25 protein-coding genes are annotated in these 22379 nt (G+C 71.9%); 10 read left to right on the top strand and 15 right to left on the bottom strand.

Annotation, left to right across the window (positions count from 1 at the left end; genetic code table 11):
• The 3 genes from HUG12_RS04320 to HUG12_RS04310 form a co-directional block, all read right to left on the bottom strand.
• Window positions 1-771 (bottom strand): DUF7530 family protein, encoded by a 771-nt coding sequence (locus HUG12_RS04320; protein ID WP_179267586.1) that lies wholly within the window; start codon window positions 769-771, stop codon window positions 1-3.
• Window positions 768-1838: an NAD(P)H-binding protein gene (locus HUG12_RS04315; RefSeq protein ID WP_179267585.1), complete on the bottom strand. Its 1071-nt coding sequence runs from the start codon at window positions 1836-1838 to the stop codon at window positions 768-770. The genes HUG12_RS04320 and HUG12_RS04315 overlap by 4 nt, the downstream gene beginning before the upstream one ends.
• A gap of 128 nt (window positions 1839-1966) precedes the next feature.
• Window positions 1967-2869: a YkgJ family cysteine cluster protein gene (locus HUG12_RS04310; protein WP_179267584.1), complete on the bottom strand. Its 903-nt coding sequence runs from the start codon at window positions 2867-2869 to the stop codon at window positions 1967-1969.
• A gap of 75 nt (window positions 2870-2944) precedes the next feature.
• Here HUG12_RS04310 and HUG12_RS04305 point away from each other — a divergent pair, with 75 nt between their 5' ends.
• Window positions 2945-3160, top strand: coding sequence for a DUF7561 family protein (locus HUG12_RS04305; protein WP_179267583.1), 216 nt, complete (start codon window positions 2945-2947; stop codon window positions 3158-3160).
• Window positions 3161-3295: 135 nt separating this feature from the next.
• Here the strand turns inward: HUG12_RS04305 and HUG12_RS04300 are convergent, their stop codons facing one another.
• The gene (locus HUG12_RS04300; protein ID WP_179267582.1) at window positions 3296-3796 is read right to left on the bottom strand and encodes a hypothetical protein; all 501 of its coding nucleotides are present in this window, start codon (window positions 3794-3796) and stop codon (window positions 3296-3298) included.
• Window positions 3797-3900: 104 nt separating this feature from the next.
• Window positions 3901-5199 (bottom strand): twin-arginine translocase subunit TatC, encoded by a 1299-nt coding sequence (locus HUG12_RS04295; RefSeq protein ID WP_179267581.1) that lies wholly within the window; start codon window positions 5197-5199, stop codon window positions 3901-3903.
• A 397-nt stretch (window positions 5200-5596) separates the two neighbouring features.
• Between HUG12_RS04295 and HUG12_RS22100 the strand changes: the two genes are divergently transcribed.
• Window positions 5597-8380 carry a twin-arginine translocase subunit TatC gene (locus HUG12_RS22100; RefSeq protein ID WP_179267580.1) on the top strand — a complete coding sequence of 928 codons (2784 nt, stop codon included), beginning with the start codon at window positions 5597-5599 and terminating at the stop codon, window positions 8378-8380.
• A 91-nt stretch (window positions 8381-8471) separates the two neighbouring features.
• On the opposite strand, the gene HUG12_RS04285 is transcribed toward HUG12_RS22100, so the two are convergent.
• Complete coding sequence (locus tag HUG12_RS04285) at window positions 8472-9149, bottom strand: MaoC family dehydratase (protein ID WP_179267579.1); 678 nt, start codon at window positions 9147-9149, stop codon at window positions 8472-8474.
• An 81-nt stretch (window positions 9150-9230) separates the two neighbouring features.
• Window positions 9231-9659: a universal stress protein gene (locus HUG12_RS04280; protein WP_179267578.1), complete on the bottom strand. Its 429-nt coding sequence runs from the start codon at window positions 9657-9659 to the stop codon at window positions 9231-9233.
• 169 nt (window positions 9660-9828) lie between these two features.
• Here HUG12_RS04280 and HUG12_RS04275 point away from each other — a divergent pair, with 169 nt between their 5' ends.
• Both HUG12_RS04275 and HUG12_RS04270 read left to right on the top strand, forming a co-directional pair.
• Window positions 9829-10008 carry a ribbon-helix-helix domain-containing protein gene (locus HUG12_RS04275; RefSeq protein ID WP_179267577.1) on the top strand — a complete coding sequence of 60 codons (180 nt, stop codon included), beginning with the start codon at window positions 9829-9831 and terminating at the stop codon, window positions 10006-10008.
• Window positions 10001-10732, top strand: coding sequence for a queuosine precursor transporter (locus HUG12_RS04270; RefSeq protein ID WP_179267576.1), 732 nt, complete (start codon window positions 10001-10003; stop codon window positions 10730-10732). Before HUG12_RS04275 ends, HUG12_RS04270 begins: the two co-directional genes overlap by 8 nt.
• Window positions 10733-10841: 109 nt before the next feature.
• On the opposite strand, the gene HUG12_RS04265 is transcribed toward HUG12_RS04270, so the two are convergent.
• The gene (locus HUG12_RS04265) at window positions 10842-11015 is read right to left on the bottom strand and encodes a DUF1059 domain-containing protein (RefSeq protein ID WP_179267575.1); all 174 of its coding nucleotides are present in this window, start codon (window positions 11013-11015) and stop codon (window positions 10842-10844) included.
• 194 nt (window positions 11016-11209) lie between these two features.
• Entirely contained in the window at window positions 11210-11995 is a 786-nt protein-coding gene (locus HUG12_RS04260; protein WP_179267574.1) for a 23S rRNA (uridine(2552)-2'-O)-methyltransferase, read from the bottom strand.
• 140 nt (window positions 11996-12135) lie between these two features.
• On the opposite strand from HUG12_RS04260, the gene HUG12_RS04255 reads away from it, so the two are divergent.
• The 4 genes from HUG12_RS04255 to HUG12_RS04240 all read left to right on the top strand — a co-directional run bounded on the left by HUG12_RS04255 (window position 12136) and on the right by HUG12_RS04240 (window position 14793).
• On the top strand, window positions 12136-12309 hold the full coding sequence (locus tag HUG12_RS04255; RefSeq protein WP_179267573.1) for a hypothetical protein: 174 nt from the start codon (window positions 12136-12138) through the stop codon (window positions 12307-12309).
• Window positions 12310-12450: 141 nt separating this feature from the next.
• A complete protein-coding gene (locus tag HUG12_RS04250; RefSeq protein WP_179267572.1) occupies window positions 12451-13194 on the top strand; it encodes a DNA polymerase sliding clamp in 744 nt (247 codons plus the stop codon).
• Window positions 13195-13357: 163 nt separating this feature from the next.
• Entirely contained in the window at window positions 13358-13975 is a 618-nt protein-coding gene (locus HUG12_RS04245) for an HAD family hydrolase (RefSeq protein ID WP_179267571.1), read from the top strand.
• A gap of 59 nt (window positions 13976-14034) precedes the next feature.
• Entirely contained in the window at window positions 14035-14793 is a 759-nt protein-coding gene (locus tag HUG12_RS04240; RefSeq protein ID WP_179267570.1) for a hypothetical protein, read from the top strand.
• A gap of 27 nt (window positions 14794-14820) precedes the next feature.
• Here the strand turns inward: HUG12_RS04240 and HUG12_RS04235 are convergent, their stop codons facing one another.
• Window positions 14821-16161, bottom strand: coding sequence for an MFS transporter (locus tag HUG12_RS04235; protein WP_179267569.1), 1341 nt, complete (start codon window positions 16159-16161; stop codon window positions 14821-14823).
• Between the two features lie 121 nt (window positions 16162-16282).
• Window positions 16283-16873 (bottom strand): DUF7474 family protein, encoded by a 591-nt coding sequence (locus HUG12_RS04230; RefSeq protein WP_179267568.1) that lies wholly within the window; start codon window positions 16871-16873, stop codon window positions 16283-16285.
• A 435-nt stretch (window positions 16874-17308) separates the two neighbouring features.
• On the opposite strand from HUG12_RS04230, the gene HUG12_RS04225 reads away from it, so the two are divergent.
• Complete coding sequence (locus HUG12_RS04225) at window positions 17309-18421, top strand: DNA primase (protein WP_179267567.1); 1113 nt, start codon at window positions 17309-17311, stop codon at window positions 18419-18421.
• 88 nt (window positions 18422-18509) lie between these two features.
• On the opposite strand, the gene HUG12_RS04220 is transcribed toward HUG12_RS04225, so the two are convergent.
• Window positions 18510-18713, bottom strand: coding sequence for a DUF7472 family protein (locus HUG12_RS04220; RefSeq protein ID WP_179267566.1), 204 nt, complete (start codon window positions 18711-18713; stop codon window positions 18510-18512).
• 174 nt (window positions 18714-18887) lie between these two features.
• Here HUG12_RS04220 and HUG12_RS04215 point away from each other — a divergent pair, with 174 nt between their 5' ends.
• Window positions 18888-19547: an SWIM zinc finger family protein gene (locus HUG12_RS04215; RefSeq protein WP_179267565.1), complete on the top strand. Its 660-nt coding sequence runs from the start codon at window positions 18888-18890 to the stop codon at window positions 19545-19547.
• 36 nt (window positions 19548-19583) lie between these two features.
• On the opposite strand, the gene hjc is transcribed toward HUG12_RS04215, so the two are convergent.
• The 3 genes from hjc to pfdA form a co-directional block, all read right to left on the bottom strand.
• Window positions 19584-20075, bottom strand: coding sequence for a Holliday junction resolvase Hjc (gene hjc, locus HUG12_RS04210; protein WP_179267564.1), 492 nt, complete (start codon window positions 20073-20075; stop codon window positions 19584-19586).
• A 395-nt stretch (window positions 20076-20470) separates the two neighbouring features.
• The gene (gene ftsY, locus HUG12_RS04205) at window positions 20471-21622 is read right to left on the bottom strand and encodes a signal recognition particle-docking protein FtsY (RefSeq protein ID WP_179267563.1); all 1152 of its coding nucleotides are present in this window, start codon (window positions 21620-21622) and stop codon (window positions 20471-20473) included.
• A 4-nt stretch (window positions 21623-21626) separates the two neighbouring features.
• Window positions 21627-22106 (bottom strand): prefoldin subunit alpha, encoded by a 480-nt coding sequence (gene pfdA / locus HUG12_RS04200; protein ID WP_179267562.1) that lies wholly within the window; start codon window positions 22104-22106, stop codon window positions 21627-21629.
• Window positions 22107-22379 lie beyond the last annotated feature (273 nt).

Here is a 22379-nt window from a genome sequence, read left to right as displayed (position 1 = left end):
TCAGCGCTCCCGACGGATCGAGAGCGCGATCGCGGTCACCGACGCCGTCGTTACTGCGAGGACGTGTCCGGACACGACGAGCAGCAGAACCGGCCGGTCGAGCACGACCGGCACCAGCGCGAGCTGTACGACCGCGAAGGCGACGTTGAACCACTCGATCCGACGGAAGGTGACGGCGGACTCGCCGGTCGGCCCGAGCCGCAGCTCCCGGTAGATCGAGACGACCGCGGCCCACCACGACGTGCCGATGCGGTAACAGAGGTCCCACAGCACCAGCAGCGCGAAGAACACGGCCGGGACGGGCGGCTCGGTCCCGAACAGCGTCGTCACCAGCGGCGTCGGCGCCGGGTCGACCGCGAACGGGAGCAACCGGGCGGCGGGCAGTTCCGTCCCCGCGTGGAGCGGATCGAACACGAACAGGTGGGTGACGAGCGCGGAGAAGGCGAGCACGGCGAGCACGACCTCGATGCTGGAGCCGAACAGCAGGCGGTAGTAGCGGTCCGGCATGACGACCGTCCGGTTCGAGGCCGCGATGCTCGTCATGAGGTAGCTCCCGGCCGCGGCGACGACGACGGCCGCCGTGCCCGCCGGCACCGCGTTCCACAGGTCGTAGGCCGCCGCGAGGACGAGGAGCCCTCCCTCGAAGATGGCGACCTGGAGGGCGACCGCCGTCCCCATCGAGAACTTCGTTCCCGGCAGCGCGCTCACGATGCTCTCGTAGGTCCAGGCCTCCGCGAACACGGGGTCGGTCGGGTCCGAACCGCGGCTCACGGCGCAGCGTCACCCGGGTCGACCGCCCCACCGTCCCGCTCCGTTTTCGGTTCGTCCGCCCCGTCCGCGGTCGACCCGTCGCCGGCCACCTCCTCGCCCGCCGGGTCGTCGCCGGTCGCCCCGTCGGCTCCGTCCTCATCCCGCCCGAGCGCCCGATCCAGCGCCTCGTCGAGCGGCGTCAGCGGGACGGACACGTGCTCGCGGATTGCCTCGTCGGTGACGACGACCGGGTTCCGCAGGCCGTCGACGAGCGGCCTGACGACGGCCGGGTCGACGTCCGTGATGAGCGTGACCCAGCGCGAGGAGAGCCGCGGGGTCAGGACCGGCACCGTGAGCACGTACAGCCGGCCGCCGAGTTCACGGCGCGTGCGGGCGAGCAGCTCCCGGTAGGTGACGACCTCGGGGCCGCCGATCTCGAACGTGTCGCCCGCGGTCTCCGGTGCGTCGAGCACGCCGACGAGGTACGCGATGACGTCCTCGACCGCGATCGGCTGGCACTCGGTCCGGACCCACCTCGGGGCGATCATCAGCGGGAGCCGCTCGGCGAGCTGGCGGACCATCTCGAAGCTGGCGCTCCCGTCGCCGATGATGACGCCGGTCCGGAGCGTCGTGAGCTCGTACTCGCCCTCCGCGAGCACCGTCTCGACCTCGCGGCGGGAGGCGAGGTGTTCCGAGAGCTCCTCGCCCTCCTCGCCGAGGCCGCCGAGGTAGACGACGCGGTCGACGCCGGCCGCTCCCGCCGCGTCCCGGAAGGTCCTGGCCGCCTCCCGGTCGCGCTCGGCGAAGCCCTCCCCCGCGCGCATCGAGTGGACGAGGTAGTAGGCCGCGTCGACGTCGAGCGCCTCGAGGATGCGGTCGAGGGGTTGGCCGGGCGTCTCCCCCGGGCCGGCGACGAGCCGGAACGAGTTGGGTTCGAGCAGGTCCCCCTCGAGGACCCGGACGCCCTCGGGGGCGTCGTAGCCGTCGGCGTCGCGGACGAGCGTCGTGACCTGGTGGCCCGCGGCGAGCAGTGCCGGCACGAGGCGGCTCCCGACGAAGCCGGTCGCGCCGGTGACGAGGACGCGCATACCCGGTCCACGGGGGCACCCGAATTAATCCTTGGTACGTTGAGACGGGACGACGGGAGAAGGGTGATCGGGCCCGCTCGCCCCGGGAAGCGGCCGACGCGGCGGGGACGACCGCGAACTCCGCCGCCTCAGGGCTCCTCCTCGCGCAGGGCGTCCCAGCCCGGCGTCTCGGGGGCGCCGCGGGCCTCCTCGACGTCCCCGTGGGCGGGGGCGTCGGTCGCGGGAGCGCCCGGCCCGCCGGCGTCCTCCGCCGCGCGGGCCCAGCCCTCGGCCGCCCGTCCGATCCACGAGTCGGCTTCGAGCGCCAGTTCTCGGGCCTCCTCGGCCAGGTCCCCGTTCACCTCGGGCATCCCCGGCGCCGAGCCGGCGGCGGCGCCGACGAACAGGACGCGGTCCTCCCGGGTCGACTCCCCGGCCGCGAGTCGGGCGATCACGCCCTCGAGGGTTCCCGGATCGGGGTAGGCGAACACGGTCGAGCCGAGCGCCTGGGGGCCGAAGGCCGGCGGCGGGAGGTCCTCCGGGACCGAGCGGTCGCGCAGCCGCTCGCCGGGTTCGCCGTGGGCACGTTCGACGCGCTCGCACTCGGTCTCCCTGTCGAGTTCGAGGTTCAACCCGGGGTAGGTCGCGCACGTCCGCGGGTAGAGCTCCTCCCCGTGGATGCGACACTGCAGCGTCTCGGGGTCGAGGAAGGCGCAGGCGTCGAGCCAGACCGGGTCGCTCCCGAACGGCGCGACGGGCTTGGGGGGCTTGCGGAGGCCGACGAGGAACAGCGGGCGGTCGCCCATCGCCGCGACGTCGTGGCCGTCGATCGTGACGGCGCGGTCGGGGTCCTCGGCGGCGAACAGCCGCGGGACGAGCGCGTCGCCGTAGCCGGCCTCGAGGAACTCCCGGACCTCGTCGCGGGTGAGCGGGACGAGGTTGTACGTGTCGTCGAGCGCGCGGTAGCGGCCGCTGCGCTCGTGGTCCGGAGCACCCCCCAGCGGGCGCCAGTCCACGCAACAACCCGCACAGCCCTCGCAGTTCAGGTCCACGTTCCGGGAGAGATGGGGGCCGGACGTGCAAGAAGCTTGCCGGGCGCTTTTGTACCACCTGGCCCGAGTGGGGGTATGGCGAAACAGGCCTGTGACGGCTGCGGCCGGCGGGTGCGGCTCGGCGGCGGCATCGGCGACCTCTGGTCGTTCGAGACGGGGAGCACCGACGGCCTGACGCTGGAACTGGCCGACGGCTCCGAGCACTTCCTCTGTTACGACTGCATCGACCGGCTCCCCGACGACGTGGAGGTCACGGCCTCCCACGTGGCGGGACTGGGCGAGTCGAAGTAGTTCTTCTTCGGATTCCGGCGAGTCGAGCGGACGTGACGGCCGTCCAAGTAACGCGTGGTCGTGCCGTCCGCTTGGCGGAGCGGACCGCGCGACTGTGGGCGTTCGTGTCGCCGGACGCGGGACCGACCCGTCGGGTTACTCGGTTGGCGTCCCGACGAGCGCCCGCCGGACCTCGGCGGCACGGTCGCGCCCGTCGAACAGCAGCAGGAACTCACCGTCCCAGTCGCCCTCCGCGATCGCTTCCGCGAGGCCGGCCGTGATTCCGAAGCGGTTCAGGTCCTCGCCGTCGAACTCGACGGAGATCTCGAACGCGTGGGGATCCCCGTCGACGCCGGCCCGGCGAACGGTCTCGACGACGGACGACGCCCCCTCGTCGGTGAGTCGGGTCCGGATCGAGTGGGAGCCGTTCAGCTCCTCGACCGGCCCGACCTCGCGGAGGTCCCGCTCGTCGAACAGGAGTTGTGCCCCGTCGGGGCCGTGCAATCGGGCCACTACGCCCGCCCCATCGCTCTCGTCGACCCGCCGATACCCGTCGGTCGGCGTACCGCTCGTGGCGGTCCCGCTCGTACAGCCCGCGATGCCGACGAGGGCGGAACTGCCGAGCGATCCCAGCACGCTGCGTCTGGAGGGCTGCATGACTTCGACGTTGATTACGCCGATAAAATGCCTTGTGGTAGTTCACCCGAGGGCGTCGAACTCGTCGTCCGTTCGTCACCCTCGAAACGACCCGAGCCGGGCCTTTAGTTCCCGGTCCAGCGCAGCAGCGCCAGCGTCCCCTCGAACAGCACGATCATCGTCGCGACGACGATGATGGGCGCGAAGCCCGTCGGGTCCACGGTGATGAACGTGAGCGCCAGCCCGAGGAACGCGCCCCAGAAGATGAGCCTGCGGTCCTCCAGCCACTGCCGGGTGACGACGCCCATCATGATGGCCAGCTGGATGAAAAGCGGGATCTGGAACACGATGGCGAAGTAGCCCATCATGATGAGGATGAGGTTGAACGTCTCCTTCAGCCCGAAGCGGAGCTCCGCGGTCCCGACGGTGTAGCTGATGAAGTAGTCGAAGATGAACGGGAGCACGGCGAAGTGGGCGAACGCCGCGCCGACGATTCCGAGCACCAGGCTCGTGGGGATGGCCGCGATGTAGTACCGGCGCTCGTGGGGGTACAGTCCCGGGCGCATGAAGCCGTACGTCTGGAAGACGAACATCGGGAGCCCCGCGAGCAGACCCGCGAGCGCGACCACCTTCAGCTTCGTCAGGAGGTACTCCAGCGGACCGTACACGTACGGCGAGTGGCCTCCGGGTCCGCCGGGCGTGGCCGGCAGGCCGACGTGGAAGTCCCAGAAGTAGCGGATGAGCTCCGCGGCGCTCGGCACTGCCGGCGAGACGCTCCCCGCGAACAGCACGGCCCCGGAGACGACCCCCGCGACCGCGAAGACGGCCGCCAGCCGGCGCATCATCTCCTCGATGTGCTCGGTGAGGGGCATCTCCATGTCCGACTCGGGGCCCTCGCCCCCGCCGGCGAACGCGCTTCCGACGTTCTCGACGGTCTGCATGCCCTTCTCCGCGGCCGTCAGCTCCTCCTCGTCCGCGTCCACCTCGCCCGCTTCCACGCCGTCCGCGTCGGCCACGTCGGCCGCCTCCGCCCGGGTACCTTCCACGTCGTCCGACTCCTCCGGACCGACGTAGGACCCCTCGGGGAGGTCGTTCTCCGGGTCACCCGGCGGATCGACAGCCTCGATACGGCCGGCCTCGTCCGCATCGTTCCCGTCGTCCGCCCCGTCCGCACCGCCTCGCTCGTCCGGTTTCGCGTCCCCGGTTCCCTCGGCGTCGCCGTCCGACTCCGTGACGCCCTCCGGTTCGCCGTCGCTCCCCGACTCGGCCGCGTCGTCGGACTCGTCCGCCCGCTCCGAGTCGACCTCCCCGGCGCCGTTCGCCGCGGCGTCGGGGTCGTCGGGGTCGTCGTCCGGTCCGGACGCGGACTCGTCGGCGCCGTCGCTGCGCGTCGGCTCCGCCGGCGTCTCCGCGTCCTCGGTCATCTACCCGTCCTACATCCGCGGTCAGTTATAGGCCTTTTCCGATTCGCTCGCCGCGGCCGCGCCCCCGTCTGCCGGTCGACGGCGACACCCGCCGGTTCCCGTCGGGGCGACGAGTCGAGTTCCCGCCGGGACGACGCCACCCCCGAAACGCAGCCGGAATGGCGGCAGAGAAACCGCCGGGAGCACCAGTTCACCCGCCGCGAGGGAGGGAGGCGCGGCGAAGCCGCGCCGAGCGAGCGGGCGGGCCGACGAGGGACCTGAACGAGCGGAGCGAGTGAGGGGAGAGGAGTGCTTTTGGTCGAGCTTTTACCGAGCACGTGAGCCGAAGGCGAGCGAGCGCAGCGTAAAAGGTCGCGGTGTGAAAAGGTTGATAACCGCGAGGGGGCTCCCTTCCCGTATGTCGAGCGCACTCGACGAGGACACCCAGCAGGCGCTGGCTGCGGGCCAGGACACGGCCCGCGCCATGCTCCGGTCCGCCCAGAAGGACCTCCAGAAGGTGTTCGTCGTCTTCCTCGTCGGGTTCCTCGGGACGTTCTACGCCCTGCGGCTGTGGGTCTGGGACTTCCTCAAGCGGGTGACCAGGGCCCGACTCGATTCGCTCACCGCCCAGGAGGTGGAGATCATCGCCCAGACGCCCTTCGACGTCATCCTCCTCCAGGCGAAGTTCGGGCTCGCGGTCGGCATCCTGGTCGCGATCCCGCCGTTCCTCTACTTCGCGCGCGAACCGCTCCGCGAGCGGGGGCTGTGGCCCCAGACGCCCGTCCCGCGCTGGAAGCTGGTCGTCATCGGCCTGCTCGCGGCCGGCCTGTTCGTCGGCGGCGTGCTGTACGGCTACCTCGTCTTCTTCCCGTTTATGTTCGCTTTCCTCGCGAACAACGCCCTCTCGGCGGGCATCTCGCCGACCTACTCGATCGTGAAGTGGGCCGAGTTCATCCTGCTTCTCACCTTCTCGTTCGGCTTCGCCGCCCAGATGCCCCTCGCCATGACGGCGCTGTCGTACGCCGAGATCGTCCCGTACGAGACGTTCCGCGACAAGTGGCGCCACGCGGTCGTGCTCATCTTCGTGTTCGGGGCGTTCTTCTCCCCGCCGGACCCGTTCACACAGATCATGTGGGCCGTGCCGCTGCTCGTGCTGTACGGCGCCTCCCTCTACCTCGCGAAGGTGGTCGTCACCGCCAGGCGCGGGAGCGAGCGGGTCGAGCTCCCCGCGACCGCCCGCAGACACTGGAACGGCCTCGTCGGGGTCGGCGTCCTCGCCGCGGCCGCCGTCTACCTCTTCTACTCCCGCGGCGGGCCGGCGGCCGTCAACGCCGCCGTCGCCGGGGTGACCGACACCCGGATGCTGCCGCTGACCGAACCGGGAACGGTCGCGGCCGCGGTCGGCGTCGGCCTGCTCGCCGCGACCGCCGCGCTCGCGTACTACGTCTACCGTGAACTGGACGCCGCCCTCGACGTCGGGGGGAGCGGGGTGGGCGACCCGGCGAGCATCGACCTCGGGGGGCTCGACGCCGCGGGCGTCCGCGCCGCGCCCCCGGAGGCGTTCGACGGCCTGACCGAGGATGAGGCGCTCGCCGCGGCGTCGGACGCGATGGACGCGGACGACCCGGAGAAGGCGCGGGCGATCCTCGACCGGTTCGACGAGGCCGAGGAGGCCGGAGCGGGCGGCGCCGGCGGTGCCGGCGGCGCGGCGGCGCAGGCCGGCGGGACGGCGGGCGAGGCCGGCGCGGCAGAATCGACCGCCCCGGTGTGCGACCTCCTCGCGCCCGGCGTCGGCGTGATCGGGGCCGTCCGTCGCGGCGCGGGGTTCGTCGACTGGCGGACCCGGTTCGGCGCGCTGTGGAACGTCCTGCTCGGCATCGGCGGGTTGGTGTTCGCGGCGGGCTACGTCCTGCTCGAACGGCCCGAACTGGCGGACGGGATCCTCACGGAGTACGGCACCTCCGCGGCCGAGTTGACGGCCGGGCTTCCCGTCGCCGGCCAGGCCGCTCTCGGCCTGTTCGCCGCCGCGGGGCTGCTGCTCGCGCTCCTGCTGGGCGCCGTGCTCGCGCTCTACTTCGCGTACGCCGCCGGCACCGACCCCGAGGCCGTGGACCTCGAGGCGCTCACGGCCGACGAGGTCCGGCGTGCGCCCGACGCGACGTTCCTCGGCGTCTCGGAGCGGCGGGCGAACTTCCTCGCCAGCGTCGCCGCCGAGGAGGGCGACGACGAGAAGGCGCGCGTCATCCTGGACCGCTTCGACGACGCGCAGGCGGCCCGCGAGGCGGCCGGGACGGGCGCCGGCGGGGGCGGGCCGTCGGTCCCCGGCACGGCCGACGACTTCAACGATCGGACCTCCCGCGCGGGCGGGACGCTCCTCGAGGGGCTGACCGACGGGGAGTCGGACGAGGACGACATCGGCGGCTACTACGACGACCTCGCGTTCATCGCCAACTCGCTCCGCTCGCGGGCGTTCCGGCTGGTCTTCGTGTTCCTCGTCACGATGGTGAGCGTCTTCGCGTGGCTCTACTCCGGCGGCATCGGCGACGTCCGCGAGAACTTCGTGAACCGTCTCCCGGAGGAGGTGGTCGGGGAGGGCGCCGCGAACTTCGGCGTCATCGTGCTCCACCCGGTCGAGGCGCTCATCTTCGAGGTGAAGTTCTCCACGATGGTCGGCGTCGCCGCCGTGCTCCCGTTCGCGGCCTACTACGCCTGGCCCGCGCTCCGCGAGCGCGGGTTCGTCCGCGGGCGCCGGCAGGTCATCTTCGGCTGGGTCGCGGCGCTGGTCGCGGGGCTGCTCGGCGGCCTCGTGCTCGGCTACACGACAATCGCGCCGGCGGTCATCTCCTGGCTCGTCGGCGACGCGCTCCGGGCGGGGATGGTCATCAGCTACCGCATCAGCGACTTCTTCTGGCTCGTCATCTTCACGACGGTCGGCATCGGCATCCTCGCGGACGTGCCCGTCCTGATGGTGCTTCTCAACTCGGCGGGCGTCTCCTACCGCGCGATGCGGGATCGCTGGCGGGAGGCGACCATCGCCATCATGCTGTTCGCGGCGCTTTTCACCCCGGCCGACGTCATCACGATGTTCCTCGTGACGGTGCCGCTGATGGCGGCCTACGGCGTCGGCCTCGGCGTCCTGTTCGTGCTCACCCTCGGCGGCCGGCGGGACCTCGCCAAGCCGACGGTCGGCGCGACGCGGTAGGGTCGGCGCGACGGAGCGGTCACTCGGATCGGTCCGGCGGTCACTCGAGTCGGTCCGGCGATCGCTCGGGTCGACGCCCACGTCCGGGCGGTTACCCGTCGTCCTCCCCGGCTGCTTCGCCCGCCGGATCGTCGGGCTGGGTCCCGACACCCTCCGGCCACCCCGGCGGCCGGGCCGCCGAGGGGTCGGCGTACGACCGCTTCAGGACCATCGGCGTGCGCTTCAGCGAGAGCACCTTCGTCCCCCCGTCGTTGTACGCGCGGAGCTCCGTCTCCACGATGCCGACGTGCTCGCGCGACTCGCTCTCCCGTTTCGAGAGCACCTCGCTCTCGGCGAAGAGCGTGTCGCCGTGGAAGACGGGCGCGTGGTGGCGCACCTCGTCGTAGCCGAGGTTCGCGGTGGCGTTGACCGAGACGTCGACGACGCTCATCCCCACCGCGAGCGCGATGACGAACGTGCCGTCGACGAGGCGCTCCCCGAACTCGGTTCCGGCGGCGTACGCCTCGTTGAAGTGCATCGGGTTCACGTTCATCGTCACGTTCGTGAACCAGACGTTGTCCGTCTCGGTCACCGTGCGTCCGTAGGGGTGCTTGTACACGTCCCCCACCGCGAAGTCCTCGTAGTAGCGGCCGTGCCAGCCCTCGACGAGCCGTCGTCCGCCGTTCTCGGGGGTCCCGGCTCCGGCTTCGGCCTCGGCCCCGGCGTCCCGCGAGCCCGTGCCGTCGTCTTCCGGGTCGGTCCCGCCGTCGTGTTCGGTGTCGTCGGTCATGGTGTCGCGCTCGGGTCGCCGCTCCGGTCGATCGTCGTTCAGCTCGCTCGTCCCCGATTCACCCGTCGCCAGTCGGTCCGCTCAGGGCGCGACGAGCACCGTCCTGTCGCCCTCGAGGATGACCGACTGGGTGACGCTGCCGAACAGCGCCTTCCCGACGGGCGAGCGCTTCCGACCCGCGAGCGCGATCGCGTCGGCGTCGACCTCGTCGGCGATCGCCATGATCGAGTCGGCGGGGTCGCCCACGACCCGCCGGACGTCGACGGCGACGTCCGCGTCCTCGAGCTCCGCGGCCGCCCGGTCGAGCGTCTCGGGGGACCCCTGGATCTCCTCCAGCGACTCGTTCACGTCGTCGACGTACGTGTGACCCCCCTCGCCGGCCGGCGCGTCGATCTCCTCGTGGACGTGCAGCAGCGTCACCTCGACGGGCCGCGGCAGGTCCAGCGTCGCCTCGAGCTGTCGGTCGACGTGCGTGCCGTCGGCGTCGACGGGCAGCAGTACGTGGTACATGGACGACCCTGTGCGTGGAGCGGACAAGAAAGGTTCGGCGGGAGGGGTCGCGGCGGCGGCGAGCGTCGTCCGCGACGGCGCCCGTCGTCAGGTTACGGGTTTCGAGGGGCGGCGCGTTCGACCGCGCCCCGATGAGAGCCTTCAAATAATCCCAGAGGAATCCTCGAGTATGCCCAAAATAAGCGTCGAGATCCCCGGCGAGCTGCTCGCCGACCTCGACGAGCACGTCGGCGACGACGGGAAGTTCGTGAACCGGAGCGACGCCGTCCGGGCGTCCATCCGCAAGACGCTGGACGTGCTCGACGACATCGACGAGCGCCACGGGCGGCTGGAGGACGAGGATGAGTGACCGGCCGGACCCGCTCCCCGTCGACCGCCTCGCGCTCGTCGGACTGTTCGTGACGGCGCTGGTGGTCGCACAGCTCACGGCGGCGAAGCTGCTCGCCATTTCCATCCCGTTCGCGCTCCCGTTCGCGGGCGCGACGCTGACGCTCCCAGGGGCGGCGCTGGCGTACGCGCTGACGTTCTTCGCGTCGGACTGCTACGCGGAGCTGTACGGCCGGCGCGCGGCCCAGGAGATGGTCAACGTCGCGTTCCTGCTGAACTTCCTCGTGCTGGCGCTCGTGTGGAGCACCATCGCCGCGCCCGCGGCCGACCCCGAGTTCGCCTCGACGTTCGCGACGGTGCTCGGCGCCAGCGGCAACATCGTCGCCGGCAGCCTCCTCGCGTACCTGGTGAGCCAGAACTGGGACGTCGTCGCGTTCCACCGCATCCGCGAGGCGACGGGCGGGGACCACCTCTGGCTGCGCAACGTCGGCTCGACGGCGACGAGCCAGTTCGTCGACACCGTGCTGTTCGTCGGCGTCGCGTTCTACGTCCTGCCACGGCTCGGAATCGGCACCCAGCTCGGCCTCCCGCTCGCGGCCGCCGCGGGGCCGAGCGTCGCCGCGCTGATCGTCGGCCAGTACGCCCTGAAGCTGCTCATCGCCGTGCTCGACACGCCGTTCGTCTACGCCGTCGTGGGGGCGGTCCGGTCCCGCGACGCCGCCGCCCGCCCGTCCGTCGCGGACTGACGGCGGAACGGAACGCGTCGGCGTCGTCGAAGTCGTCGAACGGTGATCGGCTCGGTCGCCCCTCCGGCCGAAACGGAAGGGGAGTTATCGGACTGAGACCGGCCGGTCGTTATACGGTTTGTAGGTGGTCAGCCCGAAGTTCGTCGTCCGTGTAGTCCTTCCCGTGAACCTCGCTCATGTGCTTTCTGGCCAGGTCGAACGCTTCCTCCTCGTTTTCCGATTGGACGATGAACCGGCAATCGGCCTCCGCCGCCTCGCAATCGAGTTTATATGCTTCTGCCATGGTGGGTCACTCCCTCCCGGGACGTTCGGATTCGTGGAGGACGCAATTAGCGGTAGTTACCACCTGCCGCCGTGTACGTCTCAGGTCGGGTCGCCCGACACGCGTGCGAGCGACGTCCGTGACGAACACGGGACTCGACCGTCCGGTCGTTGCGCTTCGAACCGTATCGGAGGTCGATCCCGACCGCGGGAGCGTCAGTCCGCGAGCCGCTCCGCGAACGCGAACCGCGGCTTCACGTCGCCGATCCTCACGCGAACGGTCTCGCCCTCCTCGGCGCCGCTCACGAACACGGTGAACCCGTCGATCCGGGCGATGCCGTCGCCCTCGTCGCCGACGTCGACGATCTCGAGTTCGACCTCCTCGCCCGCCGTGACGGGGACGTCGGTTCGGCCCTTCGCGATGAGGTAGCGCTCGGAGGACTGCTTCCTGCTCGCCTCGGGCGTGTACGCCCGGACGTACTGGAACTCCTCCCCGACGTCCGCCCGGAAGTCGGCGAGGTCGGGGCCGTCGAACACCTTCACGACGAAGTCGCCGCCCGGCTTCAGGAACTCGAGCGCCGTGTCGAACGCCTGCCGGGCGAGGTGGATGGAGCGGGCGTGGTCCAGCGAGTACTCGCCGGACATGTTCGGCGCCATGTCGGAGACGACGACGTCGACGACGCGCTCGTCCTCCCCGGCGCCGAGCGCCTTCCGGAGGTAGTAGCGGGTCCTGTCCTCGGTCATGTCGCCGCGGACCGTCTCGACGACGTGTGACTCCAGGTCGTCGATGGCCTGGAGGTCGACGCCGACGACGCGCCCGCCGTCCCCGACGCGCTCGGCGGCGACCTGGAGCCACCCGCCGGGCGCGGCCCCGAGGTCGACGACCGTGTCGCCCGGCGAGAGGAGGTCCGCCTCGTCGTCCAGTTGCTGGAGCTTGTAGGCGGAGCGGGCCCGGTAGCCCTGCTGTTTCGCCTTGTTGTAGTACTCGTCCTTGCGACCCATTTCCCTCACGTAGCGGCCCGAGGCGGTTATGCGGTTCGTTCCGCCGGCCGTACGGGGACCGACGGCCGTCCGGTCGGGGACTGGCTCGTCCGCGAGCCGCTTTCGAGGCGTTCAAGCCGCCCCGCCCGAAATCCGCGCTCATGGCCGACGACTCCACCCACTCGCTCGGACCGAACCACGGACCCACCCGCGTCCCGCACATGGGCGCCGCGGGCTGGATCGTCGCCGCCGGGTCGGCGTTCCTGCTCCTGCCGGTGCTGCCGTTCCTCGCGCTCTACTACCTGTTCGCGAGCACGGACGGGCGGCCGAACTGAGCCGCCGGGTTCGAGGGGCGGGGGACCGCCCGTCGGACCGCGCCGGCCGGTCCGAGATCACGCCCGATTCGGGCCGACGGGGGCGCACTCGGGGCGGTGAACCGCGGGTATTTTGAGGGGGTCAACCGTAGCGGCCCGTATATGTTCAAGGCGATCGTGAGCGCGTCGACCCTCCGGGACGCACTCGATTCGGTGAGCGTGCTGGTCGACGAGTGCAAGATCCGGCTGAACGACGACGAGCTCGCCATCCGGGCCGTCGACCCGGCGAACGTCGGCATGGTCGACCTCTCGCTCGAGGCCGCCGCGTTCGAGTCCTACGAGGCCGACGGCGGCGTCATCGGCGTGAACCTCAACCGGCTGGAGGACATCGCCGGCATGGCCAACTCGGGGGACCTCGTCCACCTCGAACTCGACGAGGAGACGCGCAAGCTCCACATCGAGATCGAGGGGCTGAGCTACACGCTCGCGCTCATCGACCCGGACTCCATCCGCCAGGAGCCGGACATCCCGGACCTCGATCTGGCCTCGGAGATCGTCCTGGAGGGCGCCCAGCTCAACCGCGGCATCACGGCCGCCGACATGGTGTCGGATCACATCCGCCTGCGCGTCGACGAGGGCGAGGAGGCGTTCGTCATCGAGGCGGAGGGCGACACCGACGACGTCGACCTGAAGCTCCCCCGCGAGGACCTCATCGACCTGCAGGCCGGCCCGGCCGACTCGCTGTTCTCGCTCGACTACCTGAAGGACATGAACAAGGCCATCCCGGCGGACGCGGAGGTCCGCATCGAACTCGGCGAGGAGTTCCCCGTGAAGCTCCACTACGAGTTCGCCGAGGGGATGGGCCACACGACGTACATGCTCGCGCCGCGCATCCAGAGCGACTGAGCCGCCGTCCGCGGCGACCGTGACCGCCGACGGCGTTCCGCCCCGGTCCCGACCCCACCCGCCCCGGTAACCGCGTCCCGCACGGTCCCCGGTCGAGCCACGCCGCGCTCCTCGCCAACGCACCCCCCACAACGTATTTCACCGCCCCGGTACCCCGCACAGTATGACAGGCCTCGCCGTCTGGTTCGACCTCGACGGGACCCTCCTCGCCATCGACGACTACGGCGCCGTCCTCGAGCGCGCCTGCAGGGAGACGGGCGTCGACCCGGGCGGCCCGTTCCTCGAGGCGTACGACGAGCGGTTCTTCGACGCGTTCCGGAACTACCACCCGGACCCGTTCCGCGCCGGCGTCGAGCGCGCCGTCGTGACGACGGGAATCCGCGTGGACGCGGCCGCGTTCGTCGACGCCCTCCGGGAGGCCGAGTGCGAGGCTTCCGAGACGCCCCGGGCGCTCCACGACGCGCTCGCGGACCTCGCCGCGGACGGGGACGTCTCGCTCGGCGTGCTGACGAACGGCCTCGCCGACTGGCAGGCCGGGAAACTGGCGGCGAACGACCTCGCCGACTACTTCGACGAGACGGTGACGAGTTACGAGATCGGCGCGCACAAGCCCGCCCCCGAGGCGTTCGCCCACGCGGAGAGGCTCCTCCCGGCCGACGAGTACGCGATGGTCGGCGACGACCGCGACGCCGACGTGGCGGCGGCCCGCGAGCGAGGGTGGCGCGCGGTCCACGTCGACGGGCCGGGGGAGGTGCCGGACGCGGTCGCGGAGATCAGGTAGGCCGGTCCCCGGGTCCGCCGGACCTGAAAACACTTACCGCCGGGTCGGGAGGCACCGCCATGGACCGCCGTCTCGCCCTGGGAGCCGCCCTCCTCGTCGCGGTCCCGCTCCTTGGGAACCCGTTCCTGCTCGCGCTCCCGGCCGAACCGCCGGCGTACCACCACTCCGTCGAACCGGTCGAGGCGGGCGAGGTCCCGTCGGATGCGCCGACGTACCGCTACGACGACCTCTCCCCGGAGGCCCGCAACGCGGTCGACGCCGCGCTCGCGGCGCCCGACGGCCGGGCAACCGTGATCGGCGAGGCGAACCGCCCGCCCGAGTTCCGCTACAGCGACCACGTCGCCTGGGGAGAGGGCTGGTACGTCGTCGAGAAGGGTGGGGAGCGCTACAAGCTGACGACCTCCGCCGGTGGGTCTATCGACGTACGCTGGATACAGCGTGGGCTGTTCACGCTGCTCGGGGGTATCGTCGCGCTCGTCGGTCTGGCCGGGTACCGCGCCGACGCGGAGCATCTGCCGGGCGCCGTCGCCGCCGCGGCCGCGCTGCCGCTCGTCCCCGTCGTCGCCGGCTACTACCCCGATACCGACGCCGCGGTCCTGATCGGGACGGTCGGGGCGACGGGAGCAGGGCTCGTCGCGCTCGGCGCCCTCGTCCCGATGCAGGTCGCGGCCGCGAGCGCGGTGACGGGTGTAGCGCTCGGACTCGGACTGGCGGCGTTCACCGGACTGGGAATCGGGCCGGTACTGGTCGTCGCCGCCCTCGGCGCGCTCGTCGGGGTCGGAGCGGTCCTCGCCCGGACGTGGCGGAATGGGTGGTGAGGTGACCCACCCGGAGAAACCGCACAGTCACCGCCGAAGCAGCCAGAGCGCCGGCAGCAACACCGCCGCCCCGGCGACGAACGGCGACCAGTAGGCGGCGACGTACGCCGCGGCCGCGAGCGGCGGCCCGACCGTCCGCCCGAGGCTCCCCGCGCCCTGGGTGACGCCGAACGCCGCGCCCTGCGTCTCCCTGCTCGCGCCCCGCGAGACGAGCGTCGTGAGCGACACCGTGAGCGCGCCGTTGCCGAACGAGAGCAGCGCACCGTCGGCCAGCAGGGCGAGGAGCGGCCCGTCGAGCCAGGCGGGACCGCCGGGCGACGGGAGGAGTCCCCCGACCTGCGGCGTGAACGGGAGCAGCGCCAGCGCGGTCGCGAGCGAGACGCCCCCCGCGACCGCGAGCGGCGCCGCACCGAACCGTCGTTCCAGCCGCCCCACGAGCACGCCCTGGTTCACCGTGCCGAGCACGCCGATGTACGTGAGAAACAGCGCCGCCTCGGTCGCGCCGTAGCCGTAGAAGTCCGCCGCGAACGGGATGAACATCACCTGGATGCCCGCGAACGCGACCGACGCGAGGAAGAAGGCGAGCACTAGCGGCCGGAGCGTCCCGTCCGCGAGCGCGGCGCGGAACTGGCCGACGAGCGAGGTCCGGCCGGCGGGGCGGCCGTCGGCGGTGCGGCGCCCCCCGGCGACCCCGTCGGGTTCCTCCAGTACGAGGGCGGCGGCGACGAACGCGAGCAGCGACAGGCCGGCGGCCGTGAAACTCGGCAGCGAGAAGCGCGTCGTCGGGACGAACCCCGGGAGGGCGCCGTCGGCGGCCGCGACGACCGCGTCGCTCGCCGCGAGGCCGCCGATGGCCGGGCCGAAGACGAACCCGAGCGCGAACGCGGCGCCGACGAGGCCCAGTGCGCCGGCGCGGCGCTCGTCGGGCGTCACGTCGGCGACGTACGCCTGCGCGGCGGCGATGTTCCCCCCGGCGGCGCCGGCGAGCAGTCTGGAGGCGAACAGCGTGACGACCGCGGCGGCGGTACCCGCGAGGTTCCCCACCTCCGCGGCGAGGCCGAAGACGGCCCAGGCGACCGCGGCGGCGGCGACGGAGGCCATGATGACCGGCCGACGGCCGTACCGGTCGGACACGCGGCCGAGCGTCGGGGCGGCGAGGAACTGCGCGAGCGAGTAGGAGGCCGCGAGCAGCCCGATGAACACGTCGCTGACGCCGAACGAGCGCACGTAGAACGGCAGGATGGGGATGACGACGCCGAAGCCGAGCAGGTCGAGGAAGACGACGCCGACGACGACCGTGACCGCACGCCGGGAGCCGGTCGGCGGCGTCTCGGCGTCGGCGACGGTGCCCGAACGCGTGAGCGACACGGCTCCGGGTTCGGTCGCCGGGGGTTTAGCAGTGTGTCGACCGACGGGCGACCGCGAGGGACGATCCCGGTCGCGGGGGCCGGCCCCGGCTGTGGAGCGGCCCCGGTCGCGGGGAGCGGTCTCAGCCCCGGTGGGCCTCGATGACGCGCTTGGCCGCGCGGGCCTTCTCCTTCCAGCCGTAGCCTGCCTCGTACACGTGGCGCTTCTTGTCGACCAGCGCCTCGGGGGAGGCCTCCTCGAAGCCGCCGCGGGCCCAGGTGCCCGACTCGCGGAGCCACTCGACGGCGTGCTGGCGGGTCTCCTCCCACGACAGGCCGACCATCTCGTACCAGGCGATCATCGCGAAGACGGCGTTGTCGTGTGCGCCGGGGTAGCTCCCCCGCCGGTGGATGGTCGCCATCGGCTCGGTCGTCGGTTCGGAGACGGCCTCGCGGTACTCCTCGGCGGTCAGTAGCCGGAGGCCCGCGTCGGCCTCCCGTACCCGACCCTCCCGGACGAGCAGGTCGAGCGCGGCGTTGTGCAGCCCCGACCACTCGCCGTGGACCGCGTGGCGGAGGGCGTCCTCGTCGACGGTCTCGCGGACGAGCACCGCGAGCAGGTCCGTGTAGGCCTTCTCGACGGCGTGCCAGGCGGTCCCCTCGAAGTCGCAGGCGGCGTCGTGCAGGCTGTTGGTGGTGCGACAGCCCGGACAGGGGTACGCGAACCGCGGCATCAGTGGGTAGGGAGTACCTACCGGGTCTTAGGTTCCGTGGTTCGTCGGGTGGGCGTTCGATCGTGAGCGGGAGACGCTATCGTGGACGTCGGACGCAACGGAATCGGTCAGAACGGCTCGAAAGCCCCCGACGGCTACGCTCCATCCGCCGCTCGCGTGAACGCCCCGCGGACGGTCGGGCGAGCGTCGTGGTGGGGCTCCCCACGCCTCCCCGGCGGGCGCGGCTCCCGGCGCCTGCGGCGCCGCTCGCGGTGCGCCCGCCGCACCCCCTCGGACCGTCCGCCTGCGATCGTCGTGCTCGGCTACCCACTGCGTGCGCCTTCGACGGTCGAGCATCCGAAAACCGACCCTACCGAAACGGGCCCGAAGGTAAGCCGGTTATAACGAGCATACCGTCGTGCTTAACCCGACGCGCTCGCAACCGGGAGGCCAGGCATGGACCCGCTGTACGCCCGCTACCCCTTCTTCGCGAACGCCCGCGAGGCGGTCCGCGAGGCGGGCGTGGACCTCGCGACGCTCGTCGCCGAGCGCGACCCGGCCGTCGAGCGCGGCCGCGAGCGGGTCGAACGCGCGCTGGTCGAGGGCACCGTCGCCTCCGAGACCCCCCGCGAGTGGGAGGTCCGCGAGGAACTGCTCTCGTACCCGCTCGCCCGCATCCTCGTCTCGCTGCTCGACTCGCCCGCCGCAGTCGAGAAGTACGCCGGCGCGGAGGCGCTGACCGCCCACGAGCGGTTCACCGCCGACGTGGCCCGCGAGGGCCCGCCGGACCCCTCCCGGGTCGACCTCGACGCGCTGTTCCGCGAGTTCGACCTCGCGGACCGCACCCGACCGGAGAACCCGCCCGCCGGCGCCCCCGAGCCACAGTGGTTCCGCCTCGGCGTCGGCGCCTACCTGGAGTACGTCGACCCGCGCTGGGGCGACGAGTGGCGGCTGGTCAACCGCGAACTGGCGGACGGGGAGGTCCGGGTGCCCCGCGAGGGCCTGTTCCGGGTGCTCCGGGAGGCCGTCGAGGCGCGCGTCGCCGACGGCCTCCCGTTCGAGGGGGTCGACGGGGACCTCGCCGCGGAGCTGGAGGACGAGATCGCCGACCTCCGCGACCTGCTCGCCGAGCGCGCGACCGTCGCCGACTTCGACGTCGTCGCGCCCGAGCACTTCCCGCCGTGTCTCGCCCGCCTGCTCGATCGCGCCCGCGCCGGGGAGGCCGACGAGTTCGACCCCCAGGAGCGGTTCGCCCTGCTGTCGTTCCTCGCGGGGCTGAACCTCGACGTCGAGGGCGTCGTGACGCTGACGGAGGGCGGGTTCGCGCCCGACGACGTCGCCGCCGAGTTCGCGTCCCTCCGCGACGAGTCGGGGGCCCAGTACCCGCCGCCGTCCTGCGAGACGCTCGGCGCCTACGGGGTCTGCGAGAACGAGGGGGAGCACCGCCGGGAGGCCCCGCATCCGCTGGAGTTCTACGCCCGGCGGCTCCGGGAGGCCGACGAGGTCGTCGACTGGCGCGAACGGCGCCGCGGGGCGGACGCGAACCCGGACGCCAGCGTGGACGCCTGATCCGGGCCGAATCCGGCGGAGCGCCGACGGCGAGAAGGGGTCGAACGTGGTCCGTGATCGGGGCCGGTCGGGACCGGCGCGTTCGAGGTCAGGAACGGTCGAGGAACAGGCCGACGAGCGCCATCAGCACGACGAACAGGGCGACGATGCCGACGAGCGCGTAGCCGCCTGGCTCCGTCAGGTGGTGGTCGGTGGTGTACTGGCTCCCGACCGTGACCACGAGCGCGATGAACACGCCGACCGCGCCGACGGAGACCGCGATCTTCCGGCGCATCTCCGCGTCGATTTCCATGCCCCCGGCTTCCCCGTGACCCGGCAAAAGGGCTTCGAAGCCGCCGCGTAGAGGCCATCCTTTCCGGTGCGGGTACGTGACGAGCGCGTTCGCCAGCGCCCGTTACAGCCCTCCGAGTTGCACCCGAAACGAGGGTTTAGGTCCGTCGAGCGCGTACGTTCGGCCGAACACGGGATGACGCACTCCGTACACACAACCGCGTCCGCAGCCCGTCGCACGCTCCCCGACGACGGCCTCACCGGCCGGGCTGGGCGAGCGCGTCGCGAGCCGATGGCGGTCCGGGCGCTCCGAGACGACACCTACCTGGTCGACACCGAACACGACAGCTACGTCGTTGATCTGGACGCCCGCAGCTGCGAGTGTCCGGACCACACCATCCGGCACGCCCGCTGCAAGCACCTTCGCCGGGTCGCGATGGAGGTGAACGAGGGGCTCGTCCCCCCGCCCGGCGAGCGCGACGGCGTCTGCGCGGTCTGCGGGGACCCCATCTTCGTCCCCGTCGGACCCGGGAGCTACCTCTGCGGGGCCCACCGGCCCGCACGCGGGGAGTTCGTCCGGGACCGCGAGTCGGGGAGCCTGCTGCTCGTCACCCGCGTCACGACCGAGCGGGCAGACGAGCGCGAGACGGAGGACGGGACCCTGATCGCGGACTACGAGTCGAACCGCGAGTACGGCGGCCACGAACCGGTCGTCGAGGCGGTCTACGTCGGCCGCGCCGAGGCGGCGGACGGGCGGCTGAACGTCGCCGGCCAGCGACGCTACTCGTTCCCCGCCTCGCGGCTGCGGCGCGTGCCGGCCGACGTGACCCCGAACCTGCCGGTCGTCGGGGTCTGAGTCGAGTTCCCCGCCGATCGCTGCCCCTCGCGCTCGCTACCCCAGCATCTCCTCGGCCTCCTCGACCGAGAGGACCCCCTGTTCGACGGCGTTGAGCACGTCCGCCACGGAGCTGTCGCCCCCGGCCTCCTCGCCGGCGGCCTTCAGGTCCCCGATGGTCTCGCCCGACCCGACGGCGAACTCCTTTTTCACCCGGTAGTTGCCGCCGTCGGTCGTGTGGAGCTCGCTCGGGTGGAAGAAGTACCAGTCCTCGCGGTCGAAGCGGACGCCGACCTTCGGGCTAGCCCCGAAGTTCCGCGAGAAGTAGATGAGCGCCTCGACCTCCTCGCCGGTGAGGTAGATCGGTTTTCCGGAGGAGGACTTCGCCTCGACCGCGTAGAGGACGATCCCGTCGCCCGCCAGCACGTCCGGGAGTTCGCGGTCGGTGGAGGAGCCGCTGGCGGGCGCGCGCATCACCGCGAAGCCGGCCTCGTCGAGCCGGTTGACGAGTTCGCGCTCGCGGCGGTCTCCCTTCGGGTTGCCCGGCATTTCGGGTGGAACTCCGGGAGGGGGTCGGATAAAGGGGACGGAAGCGAGGCGGAAGTGAAGCGGCGGAGACGAAACCGTGACCCTCGCGGGCGGTGGCGTGCGGCGGGCCTCCGGTCACGCGAGCGAGCCAGCGAGCGAGGGTGACCGCACGGGACCGCAGGTCCCGGGTAGTGCCCGCCGGACGCGCGCGAGGCTCACGTGAGCGCAGCGAACGTGAGTTCCGAGGAGTTCACTCCGAGGTGAGATGAGACGCGCAGGAAACGAGCGGAGCGAGTGACCGAGCATCGCGATCGGCTGGGGAGGGCGTGGCCGCGGTGCGGGCGGGACTTTCGAGGTCCATGTCCCGTCGCAGCCTGCCGACCACCGGCCCGGCTACGCCGAAAGCAGAAGACGACCTACTCCTCGTCGAGCAGTTCGTCCACCAGCGCCTCGGGGTCGAACCGGGCCAGATCGCCGTACCCCTGCCCGGTGCCGAGGAACAGGATCGGCTTCCCGGTCACGTAGGCGATGGAGATGGCCGCGCCGCCCGAGGAGTCGGCGTCCGCCTTCGTGAGCACCACGCCGTCGATCGCCGCCGCGTCGTCGAACTCCTTCGCGCGCCGGACGGCGTCCTGGCCCGCCACCGACTCGTCGACGAACAGCGTCAGGTCGGGGTCGACGACGCGGTCGATCTTCTCCAGCTGGGCCATCAGGTCGTTGCTGGTGTGGAGCCGTCCCGCGGTGTCGCCGAGCACCACGTCGACGTCGTTCGCCTCGGCGTACTCGATCCCGTCGTAGACGACCGCGGCGGGGTCGCCGCCCTTCTCGTGGGCGATGAGCCGCCGGTCGAGCGCCTCCGCGTGCTCGCGGATCTGCTCGTTCGCGCCGGCCCGGTACGTGTCGCCGTTCGCCAGCACCGAGGAGTAGCCCCGCGCCTCGAGCCACTCCGAGAGCTTCGCGATGGTCGTCGTCTTGCCGACGCCGTTGACGCCGGTGAAGACGATCGTCACCGGCTTGTCCGCCGCCGCGACGCGCTCCTCGAAGTCGAACTGGCCGACCGAGATGACATCGAGCAGCGCGTCGTGGAGCGCCTCGGTGACGAGTTCGTCGGTCGTCTCGATCTGCGCCCGGGACTCGCCGAGCATCCGCTCGCGGACCGCGTCGACGATCTCCTCGGCGACGCTCACCTCCACGTCGCTCTCGAGGAGCGCGAACTCGAGGTTCCGGAGCGGCTCCTCGAGGTCCTCCTCCTCGATGATGACCTTCCCGGTCGCGAACGCCTTCGCGCGCCGGAACGTGCTGGCGGCCGAGCCGTCGTCCTCGGCGGCCTCCTCGGCGGCCGTCGCGTCCTCGTCCTCCCCCACCGCCGGGGCGTCGGCGCCGGACCCGGCCGGTTCGGCGGCGGGCGCCGCGTCGCCCCGGTCCGCCGCTTCGGCCTCCGCACCCTCGGCTCGTGGGGCGTCGGCGCTCTCTGCCTCCACGCTCTCAGCTTCGGCCGCCTTCTCCTCGACCTCCTCGGCGGCGTCCTCCCGGAAGGAGGAGAGCTTGTCCTTCAGCCCGTCGAACATCGGCCTACTCGTCCTCGTCTTCCTCGCCCATCATCCCCTGCATCTGCTGCATCTGCTGTTGCTGCATCTGCTGTTGCATCTGCTGTGCCTGCTGTTCGAGCTGCTGGCTCTCGGACTCGAGTTCCGCCTTCTCCTCCTGGAGCCCGGAGATGCGGTCGTCGAGCGCGTCGCGCTTGCGGTCGAGCGCCGTCGCCGCGTCGTCCTGGGACTGCTCGGCCGCGTAGCCGCCGCCGAGCGAGACGACGATCTCGTCGATGTCGGCGACCTCGGCCCGGACGTAGGCGCCGCCGCCGAGCGGCACCTGGACCGTCGAACCGCTCTCGAGCGTCTCGAGCGCCTCCTTGGCGTCGTCGATGTCGCGCTGCTCCTGACGGTACTCCTCGATCTCCGCGTCGATCCCCTCGATCTCCGCGTCGATGGCCTGTAGCTCCTGGGAGAGCTGCTGGAGTTGCTGCTGGCCCTGTCCGCCGCCGCCGAGGCTCATCGGGCCACCTCGGAGGGCGCGCGTCGATGACTGCGGGTTCGGACCTCACCGCTCACGGGACACTGATTCATGGGCTGAAATCGCCCCGCGAGCGGGAAGTACCTTCCGACTCGGACGGTCGAGCGGTTCGGCCGCCCCTCGCAGCGACGGCGGTTCCGAACGCGTCGTGGAGAATCTCCGTTCGACGACCCCTGGACGTTCGATCTGGGCCCGCTTGCGGTCGGGGCGCGTGACGCGAGCCCCCTCGTGGGGCGAGCACACGCGTGCGAGGGA

The organism is Halorarum salinum, assembly GCF_013402875.1.
GTDB lineage: Archaea > Halobacteriota > Halobacteria > Halobacteriales > Haloferacaceae > Halorarum > Halorarum salinum.
This window is presented reverse-complemented; position numbering and strand designations above follow the sequence as displayed.